This is a genomic window from Mesorhizobium temperatum, assembly GCF_002284575.1.
Lineage (GTDB): Bacteria > Pseudomonadota > Alphaproteobacteria > Rhizobiales > Rhizobiaceae > Mesorhizobium > Mesorhizobium temperatum.
Map to the genome: position 1 here is coordinate 38,740 of NZ_NPKJ01000006.1, position 19,124 is coordinate 57,863.

The window sequence follows — 19,124 nt, forward strand, 5'->3', positions numbered from 1 at the left end:
TTCCAAAGCCCGTATCTAACACATCGAACAGCAGTACGGGCGGTCATCATAGCCTATGTCGGCGAGCGCGGCCCAATTCCGAACGGCGGACACCGATCGTCGCGGCTGGCGTCAGTCGTCCAGCCGGATCGATTTCGCACCACCGATGTGCGGGCTTCCGCACTCAACAACGGACGCCGGCGGACCCATTTCGAGGTTCTCGGAGCAGATGCTGTCCCGACACCACGAAAGGAGAAGTCATGGGAAAGCTTGAGGGTAAGGTTGCGGTCATCACGGGTGGTACCTCCGGTATGGCACTTGAGACGGCGAAACTGTTCGTCGAAGAGGGGGCCTATGTTTTCATCACGGGCCGGAGACAGGAGGCGCTGGACGAGGCCGTCAAGCTGATCGGCCGGAACGTGACCGGCGTGCGCGGCGACGCGTCCAATCTCGACGACCTCGACCGCCTGTTCGATACAGTCAAGCGGGAAAAGGGCAAGATCGACGTCCTGTACGCGAGCGCTGGCACGGGCGAAGCCGTCCCACTGGGCGAGATTACCGAACAGCACTTCGATGCGGCCTTCAACCTGAATGCGCGCGGCACGCTGTTTACGGTTCAGAAGGCGTTGCCGCTGTTCAACGATGGCGGATCGATCTTCATGACCGGGTCAATTGCTTCGATCAAAGGTTTTCCTGGTTTCAGCGTGTATGCGGCGAGCAAGGCGACGTTGCTCGCATTCGCACGCGGGTGGCTCAACGAACTGAAGGGCCGGAAAATCCGGGTGAACGTGCTGAGCCCGGGGCAGATCGCCACACCCATTCAGGAGCAACTCTTCGACGAGGAGACGAAGCGGTATTTCGAATCCCTGGTCCCGCGGGGAAAGATGGGTGGTCCTGAGGAAATTGCGACGGTCGCGCTGTTTCTTGCTTCAGACGAATCAAGCTTCGTGAATGGGGTGGAATTGTATGTCGACGGCGGCACCTCGGCCATCTGAAATCGCGCCGGATCGCGGGAAGCGGCTGACCGGCGGGAACTAGCGTGTCCATGGTGGAACGACCACCCAAAGGTCGCCACACAGCGGAACGAATAACCCAGCGTCGTTGAAGGCCGGGGAATCAATACCAACACGGATCGGAGAAGCATTATGAGCTACGCGATTGTAGGATTCGGTAAGATAGGCCAGGCCCTCGCCCACGCCTTCGCCCGTAAAAACATCGACGTGACCGTCGCGAGCCGCCGTCCGCCCGAGGCGTTGGCGCCGCAGGCTCGGGCGATCGGACCCACGGTCGTCGCCAAGTCTCTGCAGAATGCAGTCGAGGCCGACACGATCATCTTGGCAATCCCGTTCTGGGAGCATCGCGAGGTTGCGAAGGCTCTGCCGAGCTGGGAAGGCAAGACAGTCATCGACGCGACGAACGTGTTTCCAGTCCCTGAAGAGCTGGACGGTCTCCCGTCCTCCGCCTTCGTCGCGAAGGCGTTCACCGGCGCCAAGCTCGTCAAAGGGTTCAATCACCTGATTGCGGCCACCCTGGCTGCCGATCCGATCGTCGAGGGCGGCCACCGGGTCGTCTTTCTGTCGAGCGACGACGAGGACGCGACCGCTCCCGTGGCGGCCTTGGCCAAACAACTCGGGTTCGCACCCGTCAAGCTGGGAAAGCTCAACCAGGGTGGCGCGCTGGTGCACGCACGCGGCCGCACTTGGGGCCAGCTGATCTTCCAGGACCTGTTCAAGAAGGAGCAGTAACGGATTACTGTCCACTGTCAGAGGTGCTGCTTGCCCGGGCCCGTCCATCAGAGTCCACGCGGGCTAAGTCATAATCCGAGGTCCGGAAGCGGCGAGGGCTTCGATGTCCCCTTTCCACCCCAAGCGAATTTCGGGAGGTCGGCTTACCAGACTGCGGCCGTGGCGGCGCTATTTCCTGATCAGGTTTTTGCACAGCCTGAGGATCGGGCCCTTCAAGGATCGCTGAGCGCAAGTGACGCTATTGCGCCGCTTCCGCGAGCTGTCGGCAATACTGTGTAAGCCGACGCGTATCCAAGTTGGTCACGCCGAGCAGGAGCCCCTGCCACGGGGGTGATTGGACGCACCATTGAGAGAGGGGCGACGGAGCCAAGCCGAACGAGCGGGCGCGGCGGGCGATCTCCACGTCCGACAGAGAGGCTGTTGTCGAGACAATGACGGCCAAGCCAGCGGTGGCTTCGACTTTCAGCGACTCCGACCCGACCTGTGCTAGGCCCTCGAGCAGGGCCTGCCGCCGAGACGCGTAGAGGCGCTTCATGCGCCGCAGATGCCGAATATAGTGCCCGTCGCGCAGGAACTCGGCCACCGCGCCTTGGAGCGCTAGAGCTGGAGCCGGCGCCAGGCAGGCGCATACGTCACCGAACCGGCCAGTCAGTTCGATAGGCGCAACGACGAACCCGAGGCGCAGAACTGGGCTGATCGTCTTGCTGAAGCTGCCAATATGCAGGACCCGTCCACCGTGATCGAGCGAAGCGAGCGCTGGAGCCGCCCGGCCGGTCAGCTGCAGCTCGCTCAGATAATCGTCCTCGACGATCCAGGCGTCACTCCGCCGAGCCCAAGCGAGCAACGCAAGCCTGCGGGTCAGCGACATCGTCATCCCGAGCGGCGCATGTTGCCCTGGCGTGACGATCGCCAGCGCTGCGTCCTGAGCGCTCCGGACGCCGGAAGCGACATCCAGGCCTTCGGCGTCGACCGGAACGGCCGTCACGGTGATGCCGGCCAGGTCGAGCGCTTTGCGTGTGATCGGGAAGCTCGGATCCTCGATCAAGGCGCGCGATCCCTCGACCTGCAGAGCGCGCACCGCCAGACCGATCGCCCCGGAATAGCCTGCCGCGATGAACACCTGGGCGGGACTGCACCGAAGACCCCGCGCGATCCCGACATAGGCCGCGATCTCCTTTCGCAGCTGCGGATCACCCCGGGGATCGGGATAGCTGACCGGCGCGGCCGCCGCCCGCCGCGCCGCTCGCGCGAAGACGCGCGACCACAGCTTGAACGGAAAGGCGTCTTGCGAGGGCACGCCCATCTGGAAGGGCAGGGGCGGCGTTCCATAGGTATGGAACAGCTCCGGCAGGGGCGGCACGTCTGGCGACCACAAGGGCGCCGACGAAGGCGACGGGCCCTCGGCGACGCGGGTGCCCGCCGCGCCGGCGCCGACCGCGAACTGCTCGTCGATGAGGCGCTGGTACGCGACGCGTACGGTGCCGCGCGAGACGCCGAGTTGAACGGCCATGTCACGCCAGGAAGGAAGCTTTGCTCCCGGGTCTAGCCGCCCCGTCTCGATGGCGTCCCGGACTGCCCGGTAGATCTGCGTCGCCAGCGGCGTCCTTGCGGCGCGGTCGAGATGGATGGACACAGCGGCCATGGCACAATGGTACCATCATTCCCGCCAATCTTGGTCCTGTTTCATGACCAGAGCCGGACATATCTACCGGCCATCGCCACGTGACAAATGACCGAGGAGACAATTCCGATGAAGACAATCGTTGTGACGGACCAGGCTGCGGGAACGGCCGGGATGAAGCTAGTGGAGCGACCCGAGCCACAGGCAGCGATAAACGACGTCGTCGTTCAGGTTCATGCGTCGGGGTTCGTCCCAACTGAGCTGGCGTGGCCCTCGACCTGGACCGATCGCGTCGACCGTAACCGGACGCCATCGATCCCCGGGCACGAGTTGGCCGGAGTGGTCACCGCCCTCGGCTACGGTACGACGGGACTGTCGGTGGGCCAGCGGGTGTTCGGTCTCGCCGATTGGTATCGCGACGGCACGCTGGCGGAGTATGTGGCCGTCGAGGCACGTAACCTCGCGCCGCTGCCGGGCGACGTCGACTTCGCGGTAGGCGCTAGTTTGCCGATCTCGGGCCTGACTGCGTGGCAGGGTCTGTTCGACCATGGCCGCCTTCAGGCCGGGCGGAGCGTCCTTGCGCACGGTGCGGCCGGCGCAGTCGGGTCGATGGTGACGCAACTCGCACGAGAGGCCGGCGCCTACGTCATCGGCACCGGACGCTCTGCCGACCGTCAGAAGGCGCTCGACCTCGGCGCGAACGAGTTCGTCGACCTCGAGAACGACGCCCTGGAAGACGTCGGCGGCGTCGATCTGGTGTTCGATGTCATCGGCGGCGACATCCAGAAGCGGTCCGCGGGCCTGATTCGAGCCGGAGGAACACTGGTGACCGTCGTCGGGCGGCCCGACGCGCGGCCCGCAAATGGCCTGGCGGTCGACTTCGTTGTCGAGTCCGATCGTGCTCAACTGGGTGAGATCGTCCAGCGAGTGCGGGACGGACGACTGCGGACGAACATCGGCAACATCTCGACCCTCGACGATGCCGTTTCCGCCTTCAACCCGACCGAGCGACGCTTGGGGAAAACGATCATCCGCGTTCGCCCGTGAGCGACACGCACCTATCGATGCACGCGGCCGGCCGGCGCTGTCCAGATCGGCCGGCTGTGTCCTATCAGACGCGCCGGTGGCAACTTGGGAAACTACCCATGGCCACTGGCATGAGATGTCGAACGGCTCAATCTGTACGATGTCCGCTTTCAGGTACCACGATTGCGCGGCTCTACGACCCAGATGCGGCGCAAAGCTGTCATTCGTGGCCGACCGCTTTGATCTGCGGACTTGTCGATTGGTTGCACTGGCGCTTCCGTCGGACGAAGATTGACCGGCGGGATGAGTGGGCGTGGCTGTCTGTTGTCATCCGAGTCCTGCAGGGGGAGCTAACCAGCGGACCGGGCCCACTGGTGTAGATAGCGAAACTACGCACTCGTCTGCATCGAGCTCAGTAGGCGTCGCTCTTCTTCGACAATATAATCGCGGATGACTGGGACATCGTCACGTCGAGTCGAGATCAGTATCTGGAAGACAAAATTTGAACCGTTTAGGAAGCCGAGTTCGGCCGACGCCAGATAGAAATCCCACATACGGCAGAAGCGTTCGCCCATCATGGCGACTGCCTCCTCGCGCCTGGCCTCATAACCGAGACGCCAATCGTGGATCGTCCAGTAATAGTGCAGCCGCAAATTTTCGCAGTCGGCGCACCAGATCCCCGTGCGCTCCAACGAGGCAAACACCTCTGACAAAGCCGGCACATACCCACCTGGAAAGATATACTTGCGGATGAACGGCGCCGTCGTACCAGGCGGTGACATGCGTCCGATCGCATGAACCAATGCGAAGCCGCCCTCCTTCAACAATCTATTAATGATCGTGAAATAGCTGTCAAAATGAACGACGCCCACGTGCTCCATCATTCCGATCGAGACAACACGGTCGAACTGTCCGCTGACCTCGCGATAGTCGACCTCGCGAAAATCGATCTGATGAGCGACCCCGGCCTCGATCGCTCGAAGCCGAGACGCCGCCAATTGCTCCGTCGAAACGTTGATCGCCGTGACCTTCACGTCGCAATACTTGGCGAGATAGATGGCGAGAGCGCCCCAGCCTGAGCCGATTTCCATCACATGCATGCCCGGCTCTAGCTTGAGTTTCGCGGCAATGTGGCGATGCTTGTCCATCTGCGCTTGCTGCAGACTGTTGTCCGGTGCCGTGTAATAGGCGCACGAATAAGTCATTGTCTCGTCGAGCCATAGCTCATAAAATTTCGTCGGGATGTCGTAGTGATGCTGAACGTTTTTGGCGGCGAGACCGAGCTTGTTGTTCTGCTGGCGCCGGCGCAACGCACGCCAGACTTTCCGCAACGCCTTCTGAACAGGGTGGGCTGCCAACCCAGTGCGGTTGACGGAAAAAAGTGACAAGAGGTCAAATGCTTTGCCACCGTTCTCGATCACCAAGCGGCCATCCATGTAGGCTTCGGCCGCCTTCAGTTCCGGATTGAAGAAGATCTCGCGTTCGACCGCTTTGTCGGTTAGGCGGATCGTCACGTCGGGCCCATCCTGTCCACTGCCGAAGGCTTGCCTGAAACCGTCCTCGAATATGACAGTCAGGCACCCGTTTTTTACAAAACGGGAAAGCAGATTTGGCAGCAGACGCATTGTGGCTCGTTTCTCGTCACTTGCCCCGTAAGTATGACTACCAAGTGTCGGTACATCAATACCGATCTGGGGGCGGAGAGGGATCGGACTTCAGAAGTCTCCTCTCAATGCCGAAGTAGCGACCCATCCGGCAATCGCAAAGATCGCCTCAAGGGCGGACATTCGGCGCAAAGCTGCCGTTGTATGTTGCACATAATGATTTGCTTTGGCCAAAAGACGAACTAGGGCGTCACGCAGTTCCCCGGAACAGATCCTCTCGAAGCGTGTTGCGCCAGCTCCAAGCTAAATTGGAGCACAACCATGAAGCCCGAAGACGCCACCTACCCTCCTCTTGATGTCGCCAAGCCTGTCGCCCCTGGGATCTGGATCGTCGATAGCGGACCGCTGAGCGTGATGGGTATTCCAGTCCCGGTGCGCATGACGGTTATCCAGCTCGGGAATGGCGGTCTCCTGCTGCATTCACCAACACGGTTCGCTTTTGAGCTGAGAAAGCAGCTCGAGCAGATTGGTCCGATAGTGCATCTGGTTGCGCCAAACAGTGCACACTGGACCTTCCTCAAGGAATGGCAGAACCATGTGCAGGGAGCGCCGACTTGGGCCGTTCCGGGCTTGCGCCATCGGGCACAGGTCCGCCGGGCTGGCGTCAGGATCGATCACGATCTGGCCGCAGCGGCGCCGGAAGCCTGGTCGAAAGATCTCGATCAGGTTCTCGTTCCAGGAGCCGGTGGGTTCACCGAAGTCGCGTTCTATCACAAGAACAGCCGAACTATGGTGCTTACGGATCTAGTTGTGAATCTCGAGCCGGAAAAGCTGCCGTTCATCATCAGGCCGGCGGCGCGCCTCTTACGCGTCACGGCACCTGTGGGGAAGGCCCCCATTTACCTGCGGATGATCATCAAACGGAAGCATGAGCAGGCGAAGGCGGCCGCGGAGCGCCTCGTGGCTTTTCAGCCAAAGCGCGTGATCTTCAGCCATGGCCGGTGGTTCCACGAGGATGGGACGACATTACTTCGCCAGTCGCTGGCCTGGCTTCTCTGAGGGCGGCCGCAGAGAAGATTGTCAGCAGGAAGTAGCCATCAACTCCCGTTGCCGTTCCCATTCGACGGGCAAACCCCTGACGAGCGCCTGGAGCTGAACCCCCATGGACTGCCGTCCGTCGAGTATGGCTTCGACCAGATCGGGCGCGAGCAGCGTCAACTGGAGCACATGGGATACGAAGGAGCGGTCAAGCCTTTCGGCCGCGGCAAGTTCGATCACTGTGGCGAACTCGCCTGTTTCCAGCATGTGTTTCCACCGGAACGCCCGCGCCAGCCCCGGATCAGAGTGTTGTCTTTGCGTGGCCGTGCTGGGGTCCATTGCTGTGCGCCGGCGGGCGAGATGATGATCTTGCGGCCACCACGCCTGCGCAGGGTCAGCGGCAGATGGACGGTCAGTGATTTGCCGTCAGGGCTGAGTTCGGCATATTTGGCCACTGACTGCATCATGCAGTCCTCCTGTGCTCCGGCTGCTGTCGCAGCTCCGTCGCGAAGCTGGCCATGCCTTCCGTGCGAAGCCGGATGGAAATGCTCTCGACGGCGACATCCACCCGCTCGACCAGAAGCTGGACGATGCGGGCCTGCTCGGCCGGGAAGAGCTCATCCCAGAGTGGATCCAACTGGACGAGGGCTTCGCGGACTTCGGTTTCAGTGATGTCGGAATCGTCCTTTCGCGTGGCCATCCAGGTCTTTACGATCATCTCGGGCGTTCGAAGCAGCGCCCGAAGCTGGTCGATGACCGCAGCCTCGATCTCGCCTGCCGGCACACGGCGGACAGGGCATGTCTCCGGTCCGAGCTTCTGCACGCTCGTGGTGACGTAGTAGCGGTAGAGCTTTCCCTTCTTGCGGGTATGGACAGGTGTCATGGCGTAGCCGCTCGGAGCAAAGATCAGCCCCTTCAGCAAGGCTGGCGTCTGCCTGCGGCTCTGTCCGGCCCGCTTGCTCGGGCTTTCCGCCACGATCGAGCGGACCTTGTCCCAAAGGTCCAGGCTGATGATAGGCTGATGCTCGCCGGGATAGCTGGCGCCCTTGTGCACCGCGTCGCCCACATAGACCCGGTTGCTGAGGAGCTTGTAGAGCAGGCCTTTGTCGAAGGCCTTCCCGTTCTTGCGCCTGAGACCCTCCGCATTCAACGTTCGCGCCAGGGTGGTTGCCGAACCTATCTGCAGGAATCGGTCGAAGATCGAGCGCACAATGGCTGCCTCATCCTCTTGGATCAGAAGCTTGCGGTTCTCGACCCAGTAGCCAAATGAAACGTTGCCACCCATCCACATGCCCTTTCGCCTGGATGCAGCGAACTTGTCCCTGATGCGCTCGCCGATGACCTCGCGCTCGAACTGGGCGAAGGAAAGCAGGATGTTCAGCGTCAGCCGGCCCATGGAGGTCGTGGTGTTGAAGCTCTGGGTGATCGATACGAAGGTGACGTTGTTCGCCTCGAACAGCTCGACCAGCCGGGAAAAGTCGGTTAGCGCCCGGGAGAGCCTGTCGATCTTGTAAACGACCACCACGTCGACCAGGCCGGCATCGACATCGCGCAGCAGCCGCTTCAGGCCGGGGCGTTCCAGGGTGGCGCCGGAGATGCCGCCATCGTCATACCGATCAGGCACCAGAACCCATCCCTCAGCCCGCTGGCTGGCGACGTAAGCCTCACAGGCCTCTCGCTGGGCGTCGAGGGAGTTGAACTCCATGTCGAGCCCCTCCTCCGAGGACTTGCGGGTATAGACGGCGCAGCGCAGCTTTCGCACCACCGGCTTTTTCTCGAATGCACCCGTGTTCACTGGCCCCTCCCCTTCTGGCTCTTCAAACCGAAGAAGACCAGGCCATTCCAGCGCGTGCCGGTGATCGCCCGGGCGATTGCCGAGAGCGATTTGTAGGGCCTGCCCTCATATTCGTAGCTGTCGGCCAGGACCGTCGCGCAATGTTCCACCCCCTGCCATTCGCGCATCAGCCTGGTGCCGGCGATGGGTCGGTTATCAGAGCGGGTACCGCGCTCGCGCGAGCGGGGCTCTAGATCTTCGGCCAGTGCAGCCAGCCGCTTCAGTGTCTCCGGCTTCAGCCCGCCATAGGCGAGTTCCTGTACCCGGTAGGCCAGCCTGCTCTCCAGAAACTTGCGATTGTAGGGCGGCGGTTCTGCGGCGAAGAGGTCCCGCCACATTTTCTTCAGGGCAATGATGTCCATCGTCTTTAAGGCAGTCAGCCTGCCGATCAGCATGTCCGTCACGCGTTATTCTCCGCCGGTTCGAGTTCGGCTGCATGACCGCTCTGGTTGGCGGTGAAGTCCACGAAACTATTCTCCCGCTCGCCAGATAGTCTGCTTGACTGTCGTGCCTGCAGACGCCTGACGCCGGCCACCAGGATGGTGCCTAGTTCGGCCAGGCGCTCGGCCGCGGTAAGCCGGTCGGGCGAGATCGGATTCATGACGCATCTCCCCGAAACGAGGCCGGGACACGGATCGGCACTATACCCTGCCAGCCTCGCGACCTTGCCGATCGCTGGGGCTCGAAGCCTCGGGCCTTAAGAGCCTCTCCAAGCTCACGCTCCAATCCGTGCCGATCTGCCCAGCCAGCCCAACTCGCAAAAAGAGCAGATGCGGCGGCCGACTTGGAACGATCGCGCTGGCACTCCTCGTCGATCCACTGCCCGACTACGTCCTCATCCTCGAAATATTGGTGTGCAGCGTCGACAACGGTGGCTGGAGGGGCCAACCCGAGCCGGCGCCACTCGGCGCAACCCTCCAGCATCCACCCCAGGATGCCGTCGCGCTCGGCTCTCAGCTTGAGCAGAAGCTGCCGGTCCCGGCGCTCAGGCGGGATCGTGACCTCGAAGGGGACGAGGTGAAGACGCCGACGCATGGCCTCGCCAACACCTGAAAGGCGGGGACGATGATTGCCAGCGATGAGGAGCTTGAAGGTGGGTTGGAATTCGAAGAAGTCACGGTGCATGAAGCGGACGCGCAGCTTGTCGCCCCCCCGTGATTGCCTTGATGCGGCTTTCGGCCCATGCCCGGCCGCTTTCGGTGAGGCAGGCTGATGGCCCGCCCCAGCCATCAGCCCGATGCTTTTCATCGCCGTCAGGTAGAGGCGCTGGCAGGCTATGGTGTTCCGGAGGCGGACATTGCCGGGATGCTCGATATCGATGCGAAGACGCTACGCAAGCACTATAAACACGAACTGGCCTTTGGCCACACCAAGGCCAATGCCAAGGTGGCGGAGAACCTCTTCCGCAAGGCAACGGGCGAAGGTCGTGAATCGGTCATCGCCGCCATCTTCTGGCTCAAGGCACGCGGCCGCTGGAAGGAGACCTCCGTCAACGAGCACTCAGGCCTGGACGGCAAGCCGATCGAGCAGGTGCATGAGATCCGCCGCATCATCCTTCGCGCTCCGGATCCTGCAAGCTTGGGCAAGACGCCTGCCGGCACGCCGCCAGCGAACAATCCCGTCACCCTCTGGGACGCGGACCGGGCCGAATGAGCCCCGATATCGAAGCTCCTCTGGAAAACCGGCCACTGAGCTCCAGGGTGGAAGCGCTGGCCGGCTTCGGGCTTAGCACGGCCGACATCGCCTGCGTGCTCGCCACAGACGAGCAGGACCTCAAGGCGACCTACGCCCATGAGCTCGAGAGCGGCGCCATCAAGGCCAACGCACGGGTCGCCGAAAGCCTCTACCGCAAGGCGACCGGTGAAGGACGTGAGGCCGTCACTGCAGCGATCTTCTGGCTGAAGACCAGGGCGCGCTGGAAGGAGACCTCCATCCATGAGCTAGAGGGAAAACTGGACACATCAGTGACCTTCGTGACCACCTACGAAGATATGAAGCTCCTGTAGGTGGCACGCACGCTCCTCGGACGGCTGGTCCGCTCATTTCCCCGCTCGGATCATTTTTCGTCGGCGAGGGTATTCTCAATGGCAGCGATATTGAGCTCAAGCATGGCCACTCGTTGAATCGTGCTGGCGCTCGGTATTGTGTTCTGCTCGGCGGCGGCGAGAAGTAAATCGCGCTGCTCGTCCTTGAGACGTTTTGAGAGCGCTGTCAGTTTTTCGTGCATGTTAAACCCCGTAAGCCAGAGTGGCCTATAGGACACCGGCTAACGATGCTCAAGACTGCGCGTCAGCGGACCTGAACGGAGCGCAGGCTATTTCCCCTGTGGGCCAGACATAACTTGCTAGTCCTGGCCTTGTGAGCAAACTGCAAACGGTGGTTTGCAGTTTGAACACCCCGGGGACTAGCAACATGCTGCGCGCGGTCGCCTACTATCGTGTCTCCACACAACGGCAAGGAGGTTCAGGCTTAGGCATCGAGGCCCAGCGAGTCGCGGTTGCCCGCTTTGCCGAGGCCGAGGGAATGACCATCCTCCAGGAGTTCACCGAGATCGAAACCGGAAAGGGCGCGGATGCTCTTGATCGACGTCCGCAACTGACCGCCGCCCTCGCCCTTGCCCGGCAGCTCAAATGCCCGGTCGTTGTGGCGAAGCTAGACCGACTCTCGCGCGATGTTGCCTTCATTGCTGGCCTGATGGTGCAGCGCGTTCCTTTCATCGTGACCGAACTTGGTGCCGATGCCGACTCCTTCATGCTGCACCTTTACGCGGCACTGGCCGAGAAGGAACGCCGTATGATCTCGGAACGCACCAAAGCCGCCCTCGCCTCTCGCAAAACCACTGGAATGAAGCTCGGCAATCCGACCAATACAGCGGAAGCTGCAGCGAGAGGTCGGAAGATATCGATTCGGGAGGCTGACAGATTTGCCCAAACCGTGCTGCCGATCATCGCCTCCATCCAGCAGTCCGGCATCACCAGCCTGCGTGGCCTGGCCATCGCCTTGAACAGCCGCGGTGTTCGAACAGCGCGCAATGGCCGATGGCAGGTGTCGAACGTGCGCAACATTTTGGCGCGGCAAGTGTCTGCGAACTTGCTTTTATAGGCGGGAAATTGCTGACCAGCATCTCCCCATGGAAGCGATCTTTGATGACCGTTACCAAAGCCGTTGCGCACCCTCGCAGGGTCGTGCGGGCTCTAGTCGGCGTCATCGCCCTCAATCTGGCTGGCAATCTCGTTACCGGCCTCGCTATTGTTGTCTGCATAGCGGTTGGAATGGCGCTGGCCGGCTAGGTCCGTCGCCGCCTGTACATCCGAGGTCAGCGACGGCGCATGAGGCTATCGAAACTCTCTGATAGCCGCACGAACACCTAGCGAACACTGCCGGCGTATCTCTTGTAGACTGGAGGCGATGGTGGCGCACCATCCGAACGAATGGCCATATTCACGTTGATGACGCTCGGCAGCGACAAGCAGTATTTACCTCAACGTGGGAGAAGTAGAAGAGGCCGGCACGAGATGCGAAAAAGCAACGCAAATATGCCTGGTTAGTTACGACATAAGTGCCTCGCTGACATGGTATTGGTCGTCTGGGAAGTCCTCTACGGGGTCGCGTGGGATGTTGAAGTTATGCGGCAAGTAAATGTAACCTGCCTCAAAATCCGACTTCCTGGGGCATGATCCTTTGGTGGCGGTTGCTACCGAATGGCGGATCTATGTAAGAGATGCCTCTCTACCGGGTGGCTCACCACAAATTTTGTAGACGTCCATTCTTGGTCGAGTTCCGTCGAACTTTCAGTTCCCTATCGGGACGAGCAGACTTTCTCTGGTGTTTGACACCGGCGGAGCTTCACCGGTTCCAGGAGGCGGTAGCCCTTCAAACTTTCTTGCCCTCAGAAGCCTGAGTTGATTGAACGCGCTTCCTCACCCGTACCTCGATACGTCTTCTGGCAGCTGTCGCACCCGCATTGGTCCCGTCCCGTTACGGTGTCGCCCGGCATGATCAACTGGCCGCCCGACATGGGAATGAAGGTTACGTCCAGACTCGATAATTCCGGGAGTTGCCGCAGGTAATTGACGACGGACAAAGCGCGGGCCAATCCGAGACCAGCATTGTCCGAGGGCTTCAGCGTACTGATGGGATTCGACCCGCATTCGCCAGCATCAATGCCGAGAGCTTTGCGGTTCTCACGCCGGCGATACTCAAACAGCAGTTTCGGCATGACCTTTTGTCCCTATCCCGAGCAGCTTTATCAAGCGGTCACATGTCGCTCCGCTGTCGAGTAGCGCGCTGGATACTTCGGCGAGCCCAATGTTCAGGGTATCGACTGCCTGCTGCAAAACGTCATCGCGTACGATCACATCATGCGCACGTCGCAACTCGGCAAGAATTTCATTGACGCTTCCGTGGTGCCAAGTTGCGTTGTCAGGATCTGTAAGGACGGAAAATTTGAGGGATGCTGAGCCAAGCTCTTGGGGCAATCGGCTGAATTGCACAGAGCGGATGTACGTAGGATAAACCACCGCGATGGCCAGATGAGCCACGCCTTGATCCACTCGGCTTTTAGCCTGGGCCAGAACAACAAGCTCGGCGTTCGGGGTGTCAGCTACTTTACCTTCGACAGCGCAACGCAACCCACGCATTACTGCCATCACATCTGGCCTAGATCGGCCCTTCTGAAGAATCGTCTCAGGATCAGCGTCAACACCGCGACGTCCTAAGCAAGCCGCAAGGACTGTATTTAGAACCTCTTCTCGATGACGTTCGCCCATAAATATTGTGCCCCCGCAATTCACGAATTAACGCAGCGAAGCGTGGCTACGGCCCGCCGACGGTGCTTTTCACCAGTGGCGACATGCCGGACAGGGAATAGCGGGCTTCAGAGGTCGGCTACGGTGTCACGACTCGCAACTTGGCTGTCTGATGGTCGAACGAAACGCGGTTCCGCCCACGTTGTTTCGCCTCAAAAACGCACCGTCCCGCAGCGCGGAGGACATCCTGAGGATCTGCATCGCGAGGGATTTCTGCACCTCCTATGCTGACAGTCACCTTCACGCCATCCTGTTGTCCTTTGACCCAGGGACCCCCTTCGACATGCCGACGGATGTTCTCCGCAATGGTAATCGCCTGCTCTTTGCGCACGTCGCGTAGCAAGACCCCAAACTCTTCCCCACCAAGGCGGCCAATTGAGTCACCTGGGCGCGTCGCATAGACGAGCGCCTTCGCGATCCGAACCAAAGCCTCGTCACCCTTGGAATGTCCGTACTTGTCATTGATTGAGGAGAAGTGATCCGGATCGATGAGGAGAAGCGTGTCGCATTCTCCTTCATCGCGCCTTCTGTCCATCCTTGCGATGAATTCGCCCCGGCTAAGGAGTCCCGTCATCTGGTCATGGCTATTTACGAAGGTCAGCCTGTCGTGCGCCTCTTTCAAGGCCGCATGTGACTTCTCCAACTTGTCACATGTATCCTGGATCGTTTCCGACTGGGCGAAGATGTAGGCACTGACTGGCATTCCGATCAGAATGGGAATGAAGGTACATTCCACCCAACTCAGCCAGTCAATCGGCATCTGCAACGCGAGTCTCGCCGTAAACGACAGACCGAAGGTCGCGACGATTGCGATTATCGTCACGACAATTGATTTGCTCAGAATACGCTTGCTGCGCGGCGTCATATTGCTTTGTTTAGCCGTTGGCGCTGAACAGGCCGTTACCAACTCCAGTAAGATTATTCTGGCCTGAAGACGATACCCCTGCGCTACCGTCTCGATATCGGCGCCGAGCTGCTGACAGATCGGTACGAATTGGTACACACTCCCTCGTCACATAATTTTTGTTGCGAAGTTTTTGGCGCGATTTATTTTGAAATGGTCATCCGCTCTCTGAGGGGCATACGGATGATTGGAAGAGGACAGCGCTTTCGCCTTCGTGAGGTGTCAAATGCCGTTCCTTGGTACAGTCGACCCAGACCAGCTATCTATCATCACCAGAGCGCTTGACGAGCACTGCCAGACCATAGGCATCCCGCCCCACAGTGTGGAGCGCGAGAACCTAGCAAGCCGCGTTCTGGCGCTATTCGGTCAGGGCGTGACGACCTTGGAAGATCTGAAGAAGGCGCTAGCCAGCGACAGCGCCCCTGAATGACCCGCTTATCTGTTGCGGAAGAGCTTGAAAGCGCCGCCGACCGCATCGCAGATATGTCGCGCGCGAATCTGCAGGTCATCCTGCGTCGCGCTGCATTGATGCTCAGGGGAACGTTGCTGGCGTGCCGCTGGACCCGGAAACCGAGGACGCTCTGAACTCTATAGCTGAAGAGATGAAAATCGGCAGATCAGACCTCATCCAAATCGTGTTGCGCGAGTGGCTGGAAACCAACGCCTATCTGCCGGTCCGGGCGATCGACGAGGAAAGCGAGACGGACGGGAGTGCGTAGGCTGGGACGCGACCTGTATGTAGAAGACCCGCCGCTACATTTGCGAAGCGACGGGCCCCCATGAGTGCCGGGCATTGGGGTACCCGGCATTGCTGACCGTGCAATTGCGGTGCCAGACGACTTGACCCATTGCGGGGCACCTCACGGCTTCTACACAGCGGAATTAACTCCACGTACTTCATTCGCATGTTTTGATTACATTAGATTAAGCTCATATATTCGCCAACCAGGCGAGCACGCCTAAGGCTCGCTGGTCAGGCCCAGCGGTATCCCCCACCGCAAGCCGCTGGGCCGCCCCCGCTCCGCTAGTCTTAGTCTAGACTAGAGCTTCCCTTTGAACCGATCTCCATCCATGGGGCTGGGCAGCTACATCATAGGCGAACGAATCCTGTAAGCGGTAGATGATCGGAGGCGACCCGCGAAAGCGGCGTGTCATGGGCTTCGACGGTTGAGATCATTCCGTGTCGATTTGCCATGATCCGGTCGAGCGACAGCAGCGGCAGACTCGATGGAAAGGTGGGGACCGCCGGCGGCGCGGGACCGAAAGTCGTGTGCAGCGTATTTAGCGCGGAACGGTTTCCGAGTCGCCATTCGTTCAAATCGCCGAGCAGCAGTGTTGGTTTTTCGTCCGGTCTGTTCATGATTTCGAGCACGACACGGGCCTGTTCGGAGCGCGATCGGCGCAGCAAGCCGAGATGGGCTGCGATAATGCGCAGAGTTCGTTTCTCGTCCAGATCGATTTCGGCAACCAGGGCTCCGCGCGGCTCCAGCCCCGGGAGCTTTATCTGATGGACATTGCGAACGATGCCCCGTTTGAAAAGCAGAACGTTGCCGTGCCAGCCGTGCCCTTTGCCGTTTCCGGACACCGGCACCGGCACCAGGCCTGTTTCCAATTCGAGACGCAGCAGATCCAGAAGGCCGGCACGATCTCCAAAGCGATTGTCCGCTTCCTGCAACGCAATGACATCCGGGCCGATTTCCCGGATGACGCGACCGATTCGTTCGGGATCGAACTTTCTGTCGACGCCCACGCATTTGTGAACGTTGTAAGATGCGACCAGAGTCCCCGCGGGGCGTGTCCCTTCGGACGGCGCAGCCTTCGCCTTCTGCTTTTTTCTGTCGCGAATGGATTTGAGCACACTTGCAGGAAAGCTATGTCCAGTTCTTTGCATGAGTCTGCTGCTCGTCCTCACTACCTTCAAGACTTAGCTTTGTCTCACTCAAATAGGATCTGCAATCGCTGCTTCCCTGCCCTGACGAGATGCGGCGCTCAAAAGGAGCGATGGCTGCGTCACCCGAATTCCCCCCGGTAGAACGAGAAAGCCTCTAAAGGTAGGGCGATCCCAGCCACAACACTCGGTCGAACAGGCGGACGATGAATGGCCGGGCTCTCAAGGTTTCGATCGTTACAGACGCGGCGGAGGCGATTGCCGATCCGATCCGCGCTTCAATCTCCGCGGCAAAGCCTGCATCAAGAACCTCTACATCAATCTCAAAATTCAGCCGCAGGGACCGGGCATCAAGATTGGAGGATCCTATATAAGCCCAAACTCCATCGACCGACAGCAGCTTCGAATGATCGAACGAGCCCTCCGTGCGCCATACGCGGCAATAGTGCTTCAGGACCTGATCGAATTGCGCCGTCATCGCCCGGTCGACAAGGAAAAGATTGTTCATCGCCGGTACCACGATGTCGATCTCGACGCCTCGCCTGGCCGCGGTCGTCAGCGCGCTGATCAGTTCCCGATCCGGCAGGAAATAGGGCGACATGATGCGGATCGATTTGCGGGCGACGGAAAATGCCCCGATCAGCAAGTTGTGGTTCGTTTCGATGCTGGCATCCGGCCCGGATGCAACCGCCCGCGCCAGCATCGGTTGACCGGGAGCCGCGAGAAGCGTGGCCACTTGCCAGGTGTCGCCTTTCAGGAACTCGCCGCTCACGAAGCGCCAATCTTCGGCGGCAACCGAAAAAAGGTCGGCCACGACCGGCCCGGTGACCTGAAAATGCGTGTCCCTCGCGCTGGAGGAGCCGGCGAACTCGGCTGAGAATCCCTTTCGGATGTTCATCCCTCCGGTGAACGCAATCGTGCCATCGACGACCAGGATCTTCCGGTGCGTTCTGAGGTTGGCGTAGGGAAGACGCAGGCCCATGACAATGTTGCCGTTGAAGAGGTCTGCTGTGATTCCTGCCTCTCGCAGACGCCCAAGAATGCTGGGGACGGAGTAACGCGCCCCGACGGCATCGATCAGCACGCGAACGCTGACACCCCGCTGGACGGCTCCGGCGAGAGATTCCACGAAAAGCCGCCCGACATCGTCATTGTCGAAGATGTAGGTCTCGAGAAGGATAGTGCGTTGAGCGCCATCAATCGCTCGGCACATTGCGGCATAGGCCTCGTCACCTGTCTCCAATATCGCAATCGCGTTTCCCGAGGTCAGGGCACGCCGGGCCACCCTGTCGCCCAATGTCTTCAGGCCGGTGAAGCGTTGGCCGTACCGCTCGGCAATCAATTCCTCGGCGGCAATGTTGCGCTCATGTTTTGCGGAAGCCGCCTCGCTGGAAAGGGGCCGCATGGCGCTGATCGTTGCACGACGGATGCGGTTTATGCCGGCAACGGCGTAGATGATCGCGCCAAGGAATGGCGACAGGAACATCACGCCGACCCAACCTGTGGCGGCGCGGACGTCTTCCTTCGTCATTATGGCGTGGACGATGCCGATGGCCGCCATCACCACCGGAATGATCGCGAGGATCTGGGGCCAATGAGTCATTAAGGTCTGCAACATCGCCAGGACTATCCAGCGAGCGGTTGCAGAACGCAATGCAGCCCATTCCCGGCGTTGATACTCAACAGACCCAGAGCGAAGAGCGCTGTCTCGCATATTAGCACCTCTTGACTAAGTTTTGGCCGCATTCGCCGCTGTGCGGTTGATAGCGATGCCAGGCGCGAGTTCTGTCGAACAGAAATCGGATCGCGTAAGGCCCGCGGTAAAGCCCGAGCAAGCTGGACTCTGGCCCGCAATGGAAGCATTCTCTATTTCGGGAGAAGGGGCGTGGGCAAAGGCCACCGATATCAGGGTGCCGATCAGGCTAACCGGTGGCGAAGGCGCGCCGGCAGAAGAAATTTGTCATGGCGACTGCCTCGACCATTCCTTGGACTGCTTTTCCTCGGTGTGGGCACGCTTGCCGCCACAGTCACCCAATTCGTAATTCAGAGCACCGCAAGCCTTCAGACCACGGTAACAAACTGGACCGAGCCGCTGCCTGGTCCGATGGATGGTCGCGCTTCTGTCATCGATGGCGACACGATCGAGATTGCTGGCCAGCGTATCCGCCTTAGCGGCATCGACGCGCCGGAGAGCCGGCAGTACTGCAGCGACGCCAAGGGCTTCGACTATCCCTGCGGGCGCCGCGCTGCCCAAGCGTTGGACGAGTTCTTGGCAGCATCGCGGCCGATGCACTGTGCCTTTGTCGATCGTGATCACTACGGACGCCTCGCGAAGATCGCCTAGCGCTACGTCTAGGCCGGCATGTATGCTGCCCTCTACGATGGTCTGCGGCGGCACTGTCGGTTCACCTGGCGTGATGATCTTCTCCATCACATGCCGGCTGTTGTAGTGGATCAGGAGCATGCCAGGCCGGCGCCGGATGGCGGTTTGCCAGGCCGCTTGGATGACGAAAAGCTAGGCATTCCCCGCGCCACCTTCCACCGCTGGCAAAAGATGCCACCGGATGCCTTGATGCAATCCGAACGGAAAACCCGTGCTTGCAGAGATGCCGAACGACCCGGCGGCCGAGAAAGCCGGATCCGCCGAAAACGGTTACAATGCGATCGTTCATGGCCG

General features: G+C 60.4%; 22 protein-coding genes and 2 pseudogenes. 10 read left to right on the top strand and 14 right to left on the bottom strand.

What is annotated here, in order from left to right; all coding sequences use genetic code 11:
* The first annotated feature begins 239 nt into the window (after positions 1-239).
* Both CIT26_RS01420 and CIT26_RS01425 read left to right on the top strand, forming a co-directional pair.
* Positions 240-974, top strand: coding sequence for an SDR family NAD(P)-dependent oxidoreductase (locus CIT26_RS01420; RefSeq protein WP_095490907.1), 735 nt, complete (start codon positions 240-242; stop codon positions 972-974).
* 150 nt (positions 975-1,124) lie between these two features.
* Positions 1,125-1,724, top strand: coding sequence for an NADPH-dependent F420 reductase (locus CIT26_RS01425; protein WP_095490908.1), 600 nt, complete (start codon positions 1,125-1,127; stop codon positions 1,722-1,724).
* 238 nt (positions 1,725-1,962) lie between these two features.
* Here the strand turns inward: CIT26_RS01425 and pdxR are convergent, their stop codons facing one another.
* Positions 1,963-3,366 (bottom strand): MocR-like pyridoxine biosynthesis transcription factor PdxR, encoded by a 1,404-nt coding sequence (gene pdxR, locus CIT26_RS01430; protein ID WP_095490909.1) that lies wholly within the window; start codon positions 3,364-3,366, stop codon positions 1,963-1,965.
* Between the two features lie 108 nt (positions 3,367-3,474).
* Between pdxR and CIT26_RS01435 the strand changes: the two genes are divergently transcribed.
* Positions 3,475-4,392 (top strand): NADP-dependent oxidoreductase, encoded by a 918-nt coding sequence (locus tag CIT26_RS01435; RefSeq protein WP_095490910.1) that lies wholly within the window; start codon positions 3,475-3,477, stop codon positions 4,390-4,392.
* A 368-nt stretch (positions 4,393-4,760) separates the two neighbouring features.
* On the opposite strand, the gene CIT26_RS01440 is transcribed toward CIT26_RS01435, so the two are convergent.
* Positions 4,761-5,996 (bottom strand): SAM-dependent methyltransferase, encoded by a 1,236-nt coding sequence (locus CIT26_RS01440; protein ID WP_095490911.1) that lies wholly within the window; start codon positions 5,994-5,996, stop codon positions 4,761-4,763.
* Between the two features lie 300 nt (positions 5,997-6,296).
* On the opposite strand from CIT26_RS01440, the gene CIT26_RS01445 reads away from it, so the two are divergent.
* The gene (locus CIT26_RS01445; RefSeq protein ID WP_095490912.1) at positions 6,297-7,034 is read left to right on the top strand and encodes a DUF4336 domain-containing protein; all 738 of its coding nucleotides are present in this window, start codon (positions 6,297-6,299) and stop codon (positions 7,032-7,034) included.
* 21 nt (positions 7,035-7,055) lie between these two features.
* Here the strand turns inward: CIT26_RS01445 and CIT26_RS37260 are convergent, their stop codons facing one another.
* The 6 genes from CIT26_RS37260 to CIT26_RS38625 are packed head-to-tail and all read right to left on the bottom strand — an operon-like array spanning position 7,056 to position 10,095.
* A complete protein-coding gene (locus CIT26_RS37260) occupies positions 7,056-7,280 on the bottom strand; it encodes a hypothetical protein (protein WP_245318963.1) in 225 nt (74 codons plus the stop codon).
* Entirely contained in the window at positions 7,250-7,480 is a 231-nt protein-coding gene (locus CIT26_RS37265; RefSeq protein WP_245318965.1) for a hypothetical protein, read from the bottom strand. The genes CIT26_RS37260 and CIT26_RS37265 overlap by 31 nt, the downstream gene beginning before the upstream one ends.
* Positions 7,477-8,808, bottom strand: coding sequence for a recombinase family protein (locus CIT26_RS01455; protein WP_245318968.1), 1,332 nt, complete (start codon positions 8,806-8,808; stop codon positions 7,477-7,479). Before CIT26_RS01455 ends, CIT26_RS37265 begins: the two co-directional genes overlap by 4 nt.
* Positions 8,805-9,242 (bottom strand): DUF2924 domain-containing protein, encoded by a 438-nt coding sequence (locus tag CIT26_RS01460; protein WP_095490927.1) that lies wholly within the window; start codon positions 9,240-9,242, stop codon positions 8,805-8,807. Before CIT26_RS01460 ends, CIT26_RS01455 begins: the two co-directional genes overlap by 4 nt.
* Before the next feature lie 5 nt (positions 9,243-9,247).
* Entirely contained in the window at positions 9,248-9,448 is a 201-nt protein-coding gene (locus CIT26_RS01465; RefSeq protein WP_095490913.1) for a hypothetical protein, read from the bottom strand.
* Positions 9,445-10,095, bottom strand: a complete 651-nt coding sequence (locus tag CIT26_RS38625; protein ID WP_095490928.1) for a phage/plasmid primase, P4 family — start codon at positions 10,093-10,095, stop codon at positions 9,445-9,447. Before CIT26_RS38625 ends, CIT26_RS01465 begins: the two co-directional genes overlap by 4 nt.
* On the opposite strand from CIT26_RS38625, the gene CIT26_RS01475 reads away from it, so the two are divergent.
* Positions 10,060-10,500, top strand: a complete 441-nt coding sequence (locus CIT26_RS01475; protein WP_206072704.1) for a hypothetical protein — start codon at positions 10,060-10,062, stop codon at positions 10,498-10,500. The genes CIT26_RS38625 and CIT26_RS01475 overlap by 36 nt on opposite strands.
* The gene (locus tag CIT26_RS01480; RefSeq protein WP_206072705.1) at positions 10,497-10,853 is read left to right on the top strand and encodes a hypothetical protein; all 357 of its coding nucleotides are present in this window, start codon (positions 10,497-10,499) and stop codon (positions 10,851-10,853) included. Before CIT26_RS01475 ends, CIT26_RS01480 begins: the two co-directional genes overlap by 4 nt.
* Before the next feature lie 50 nt (positions 10,854-10,903).
* On the opposite strand, the gene CIT26_RS36345 is transcribed toward CIT26_RS01480, so the two are convergent.
* Entirely contained in the window at positions 10,904-11,074 is a 171-nt protein-coding gene (locus CIT26_RS36345; protein ID WP_167391238.1) for a hypothetical protein, read from the bottom strand.
* Between the two features lie 185 nt (positions 11,075-11,259).
* Here CIT26_RS36345 and CIT26_RS01490 point away from each other — a divergent pair, with 185 nt between their 5' ends.
* Together CIT26_RS01490 and CIT26_RS36350 are read left to right on the top strand one after the other, a co-directional pair.
* Entirely contained in the window at positions 11,260-11,949 is a 690-nt protein-coding gene (locus CIT26_RS01490; RefSeq protein WP_095490915.1) for a recombinase family protein, read from the top strand.
* 44 nt (positions 11,950-11,993) lie between these two features.
* Entirely contained in the window at positions 11,994-12,137 is a 144-nt protein-coding gene (locus CIT26_RS36350) for a hypothetical protein (RefSeq protein ID WP_167391239.1), read from the top strand.
* Positions 12,138-12,736: 599 nt separating this feature from the next.
* Here the strand turns inward: CIT26_RS36350 and CIT26_RS01495 are convergent.
* The 3 genes from CIT26_RS01495 to CIT26_RS01505 all read right to left on the bottom strand — a co-directional run bounded on the left by CIT26_RS01495 (position 12,737) and on the right by CIT26_RS01505 (position 14,658).
* The gene (locus tag CIT26_RS01495; protein WP_095490916.1) at positions 12,737-13,066 is read right to left on the bottom strand and encodes a hypothetical protein; all 330 of its coding nucleotides are present in this window, start codon (positions 13,064-13,066) and stop codon (positions 12,737-12,739) included.
* Complete coding sequence (locus tag CIT26_RS35520; RefSeq protein WP_143747750.1) at positions 13,047-13,496, bottom strand: hypothetical protein; 450 nt, start codon at positions 13,494-13,496, stop codon at positions 13,047-13,049. The genes CIT26_RS01495 and CIT26_RS35520 overlap by 20 nt, the downstream gene beginning before the upstream one ends.
* A gap of 238 nt (positions 13,497-13,734) precedes the next feature.
* On the bottom strand, positions 13,735-14,658 hold the full coding sequence (locus CIT26_RS01505) for a GGDEF domain-containing protein (protein ID WP_095490918.1): 924 nt from the start codon (positions 14,656-14,658) through the stop codon (positions 13,735-13,737).
* Positions 14,659-14,985: 327 nt separating this feature from the next.
* Here CIT26_RS01505 and CIT26_RS01515 point away from each other — a divergent pair.
* Positions 14,986-15,278 (top strand): annotated as a pseudogene (locus CIT26_RS01515) (hypothetical protein).
* Positions 15,279-15,649: 371 nt separating this feature from the next.
* On the opposite strand, the gene CIT26_RS01520 reads toward CIT26_RS01515, so the two are convergent.
* Positions 15,650-16,450 carry an endonuclease/exonuclease/phosphatase family protein gene (locus tag CIT26_RS01520; RefSeq protein ID WP_095490920.1) on the bottom strand — a complete coding sequence of 267 codons (801 nt, stop codon included), beginning with the start codon at positions 16,448-16,450 and terminating at the stop codon, positions 15,650-15,652.
* Positions 16,451-16,604: 154 nt separating this feature from the next.
* The gene (locus CIT26_RS01525) at positions 16,605-18,065 is read right to left on the bottom strand and encodes a phospholipase D-like domain-containing protein (protein ID WP_095490921.1); all 1,461 of its coding nucleotides are present in this window, start codon (positions 18,063-18,065) and stop codon (positions 16,605-16,607) included.
* 486 nt (positions 18,066-18,551) lie between these two features.
* Here CIT26_RS01525 and CIT26_RS37275 point away from each other — a divergent pair.
* Positions 18,552-18,785: pseudogene (locus tag CIT26_RS37275) on the top strand (thermonuclease family protein); the annotation flags it as partial.
* Positions 18,786-19,124 lie beyond the last annotated feature (339 nt).